Genomic DNA, 3300 nt, shown 5'->3' with positions numbered 1-3300 from the left:
GTATATGCCGCATGAGAGTGAACTTCGACGTGGCGCATCAAGCAGCGGACCATCGTCCAATGCCGGGAGCGGCAGCGCCATCTTGGGAGCGCAGCGCGAGTGCTGATGATCACGACAACGTCAGTGCTCGCGGTCGGGAGGAGCGCGCTCTCATTGGCCCAGCGGTTGTCCCCCTGTCCATGGCCGCTGGGCCGGTCCGCCGATGAAAATCACAAACATTCCAGGCGTGATTGGCGCAGCGGAGACACGGCCCCGCTGACCACGGATGCGGCAGACGGCACACGAGACGAGTATGCGGAAGCTAGAAGACTATGAGGAGATCGCGCTCATCGGTTACCCGTACGACGGAGACTACATAGCCATGTTGGACGGCAAAGGCGATCGTGCTCGACTGCTCGGCGGCGAATTGTGCGGCCTTTATGGCGCAACACTGACCGACCAGGCGGCGGCTTTGCCACGGTACTATCCGTGGGCGTCCCATCTCGTTATCGCCACGGTCAAAGGGGACCGGCTTGTTGCGATCCGGGACTACTGAAGGGCAAATGTTGGACTTCCGCACGAAGGCAAAGTCCAACGCCCGACTGAGGCAGCTCGATCAGGCCGAAGCACGGCCGCCTTGATGGTTGTCACAACTTCCAAAGCTCCCATTGAGAAACCCATCCTCAAACCTCAGTGATACGGAAATCACCTTGACCACGTTTGCTGCGCTATGAAATCTGGAAGGATATGATGACCATCAAAGCAGTTGTGGCAAGCATTGCATCCATGCTACTTTCTATCACTTGGGTGCAAGCTGGCCCCAGACTTCTCTCTCAGCACGGTGCATGGGGCGTCTATTCTTATCGTTCAGACACAACATGGTGCTATGTCCTGAGTGTCCCTGTTTCCGAACTTCCTGCGGATGTCGATCATGGCGAGAATTTTGTCATGATCTCGCGAGCGCCGAAGGATGACCAGCCCGAAGCCGTCATGGGGTATCGGCTTAAGCTAGGGTCGGACATCGATGTGGTGATCGCAGACGAGCACTTCTCAATGTTTACTCAAGACAACAAGGCTTGGTTGGCGAGCGCCGAAGAGGATCGATCGATGGTCAATGCCATGCGGGCAGCCAGCAAAATGAAGCTGTTGGCCACGTCCTGGAGAGGTACACAAACCCAGTACGCCTATTCGCTGATGGGGCTCACCGCCGCCTTGAAAGCGAGCAAGATTTGCAAATCAGCTCGTTGAGCGAAGTCCGGCGACGCACGGTAGTCGCTCCAAAGCCGCTCAATCGACTTGGAGAAAACCACCCAGGCGCGTGGATCCTTGGATGAAGAAGATGAGAGAGTTCTTCAATACCGCTATCGTTATCCTGCTGATAGCGATTGCTGTCGTCCTGCTCTTCCTGGCACCAAGAGGCTTTCAGCTCGGTCCGCCCGATCCGCTTATTAGCTCACGGGCTTCTGGTTTGATGCGAGGGGTCGACTCCATTGTGCAGACCCCTTTAACAAAAACTATGGTGTGAGGTGGTCCGGCCGCGCCGCATGCAATCCTTTTTCGAAACCGAACGCGGCGCCCAGGTTTTTAAAGCGTGGGCGCTCATTCGATCTGCTCTCACGGTTGGCTTGGTAGCCGCTTCTGCACCGACGACAGGATTGCGAGCCGAGACCACTAGCGTTCCTATACCCCGCTTCGTCTCGTTGAAAGGTTCACCCGCGAACCTGCGGATCGGCCCTGGTGTCGATTACAGCATTGAATGGGTCTACATGCGCCCGGGCATTCCCCTTGAGATTTACCAGCAATTTGGCAAATGGCGGCGGGTACGGGATTGGAGCGGGGCCAGCGGATGGATCTATGCTCCGCTTCTGTCTGGACGCAGAACGGCCGTGATCGCTCCTTGGAGCAAAGGTAACGTTGCTCTACGCAAAAAGGCTAAATTCGACGGCCCGGTTATCTCCTGGCTGGAACCTGCCGTTGAAGTCAAACTCAGGGGATGCGATGGTCAATGGTGCAGCGTCGCGCTGAGTTCGATGTCAGGCTTCATCAAACAGTTCGACTTGTGGGGGGCTTATCCCGGCGAAGTGTTCTGAATGACGAGGCCGGAAAATCGTTGACGGACGTTCATTCACTTTTCGGCTGATCTATGTCCTCCCTCCGGTGTAAGGTGCCCACTGTGATCCAGACACCCCACGTCCTCACACTTGCTCGAAGCTGTCAGTTCGATGCATCACGCGCATCCATCGTATGGGCGGCTACGACAGGAGTTCAGCCTGCGGATGGGCCATCTGCCCGTCTTCGCGCGCAATGGATGCGTGCGACTCGATGCTGGCTCTTTTGGCGCTGAGGACGTTGCAACTAGCGAGCGGAACCTTGCCACTTATCGCGGTGCACTCCGACAGGCACATGATGCCATGATGGGCACTTCTGCATGCGCCAGAGCCTGATCCAACTGCTGTCGGACGTCGCTGATTTCTACCGCGTCACCCCGTCGGCTAAGGCATTCAAGCAGGCCGTGAAGGCTCCAGACGTTGCGTGGGTGTTGGCAAGGCCGCGGCAACGTCGCATCAAGCCCAAGGTCAGCGCGATAGACAGCCTCAGCTTCGCCATATCGTTCGGCATCCATCAGCAATGCGCCAAGCGCGTGTCGCGTCGGCTGCATCCAACCCCATGGCTCGTCATAAAGTAAATTGTCGTCGAGATCGACCGCATGCCGCAGGAAATCCAGACCTTCATGGACGCGGCCGGATTTGTAGTGCAACTCCCCCAGCATCATCGCTTCGGCAACCTTCAGGATATCGGCGCAGGGGTTGTTGAACAGCATGCGCTCGGGTTGCACTGCATCGCGCGCTGCCGCGAAAAGGCTAGCGCTTTCCTCGGCTTGGGGAATTCTACCGAGGTTGGACAGAGCCACTGTCCGGGCATAATGCAACAGGACGGCGCTGTAGGAGTAAAGCTCCGCATCCTCGGGGAAGGCCTCTTCCAGGATACAGGACCAGCGTCCAAAGCGGATAAGTACGTGCAACTTCATCGGCGCAAAGGCTTCAAACATCTCTGGCATGTAACGCACCACCGGCTCTGGCAGGTTTTCCACCAATGCCCTCGCAGCTTCGAAGGCGTCCGACGGGCGACCAAGAAACATGGCCCCGTAGATTTGAAAGTGAAGGTTGTGGATCCGGTAGACCGTGTAAAAGTTCTTGCCGCCTGCATGAGCGAAATATGAACGATCCACCTGAGCCGCCTGCCGGTTGCGCATCACGACTTTGTGGTAATCGCCGCAAAGCACGTCGATATGCGTCGCCATATGCACAAGATGCCCAGAGT

General features: G+C 57.1%; 4 protein-coding genes and 1 pseudogene. 4 read left to right on the top strand and 1 reads right to left on the bottom strand.

Features of this window, described 5'->3' with window-relative positions:
* Positions 1-292: 292 nt before the first annotated feature.
* The 4 genes from EN932_RS32155 (at position 293) to EN932_RS32140 (ending at position 2069) form a co-directional block, all read left to right on the top strand.
* Entirely contained in the window at positions 293-535 is a 243-nt protein-coding gene (locus EN932_RS32155; protein ID WP_127365631.1) for a hypothetical protein, read from the top strand.
* Between the two features lie 194 nt (positions 536-729).
* Positions 730-1227: an invasion associated locus B family protein gene (locus tag EN932_RS32150; RefSeq protein WP_128369364.1), complete on the top strand. Its 498-nt coding sequence runs from the start codon at positions 730-732 to the stop codon at positions 1225-1227.
* A gap of 82 nt (positions 1228-1309) precedes the next feature.
* The gene (locus EN932_RS32145; RefSeq protein WP_127365633.1) at positions 1310-1504 is read left to right on the top strand and encodes a hypothetical protein; all 195 of its coding nucleotides are present in this window, start codon (positions 1310-1312) and stop codon (positions 1502-1504) included.
* Between the two features lie 19 nt (positions 1505-1523).
* Positions 1524-2069, top strand: a complete 546-nt coding sequence (locus EN932_RS32140) for an SH3 domain-containing protein (RefSeq protein WP_127365634.1) — start codon at positions 1524-1526, stop codon at positions 2067-2069.
* Between the two features lie 287 nt (positions 2070-2356).
* Here the strand turns inward: EN932_RS32140 and EN932_RS32135 are convergent.
* Positions 2357-3300: pseudogene (locus EN932_RS32135) on the bottom strand (hypothetical protein); the annotation flags it as partial.

The sequence above is a fragment of the Mesorhizobium sp. M7A.F.Ca.US.002.01.1.1 genome (assembly GCF_004022955.1).
In the GTDB taxonomy this organism is placed as follows: domain Bacteria; phylum Pseudomonadota; class Alphaproteobacteria; order Rhizobiales; family Rhizobiaceae; genus Mesorhizobium; species Mesorhizobium ciceri.
The sequence above is the reverse complement of the archived record's forward strand: the minus strand, read 5'-3'. Positions and strand labels throughout refer to the sequence as shown.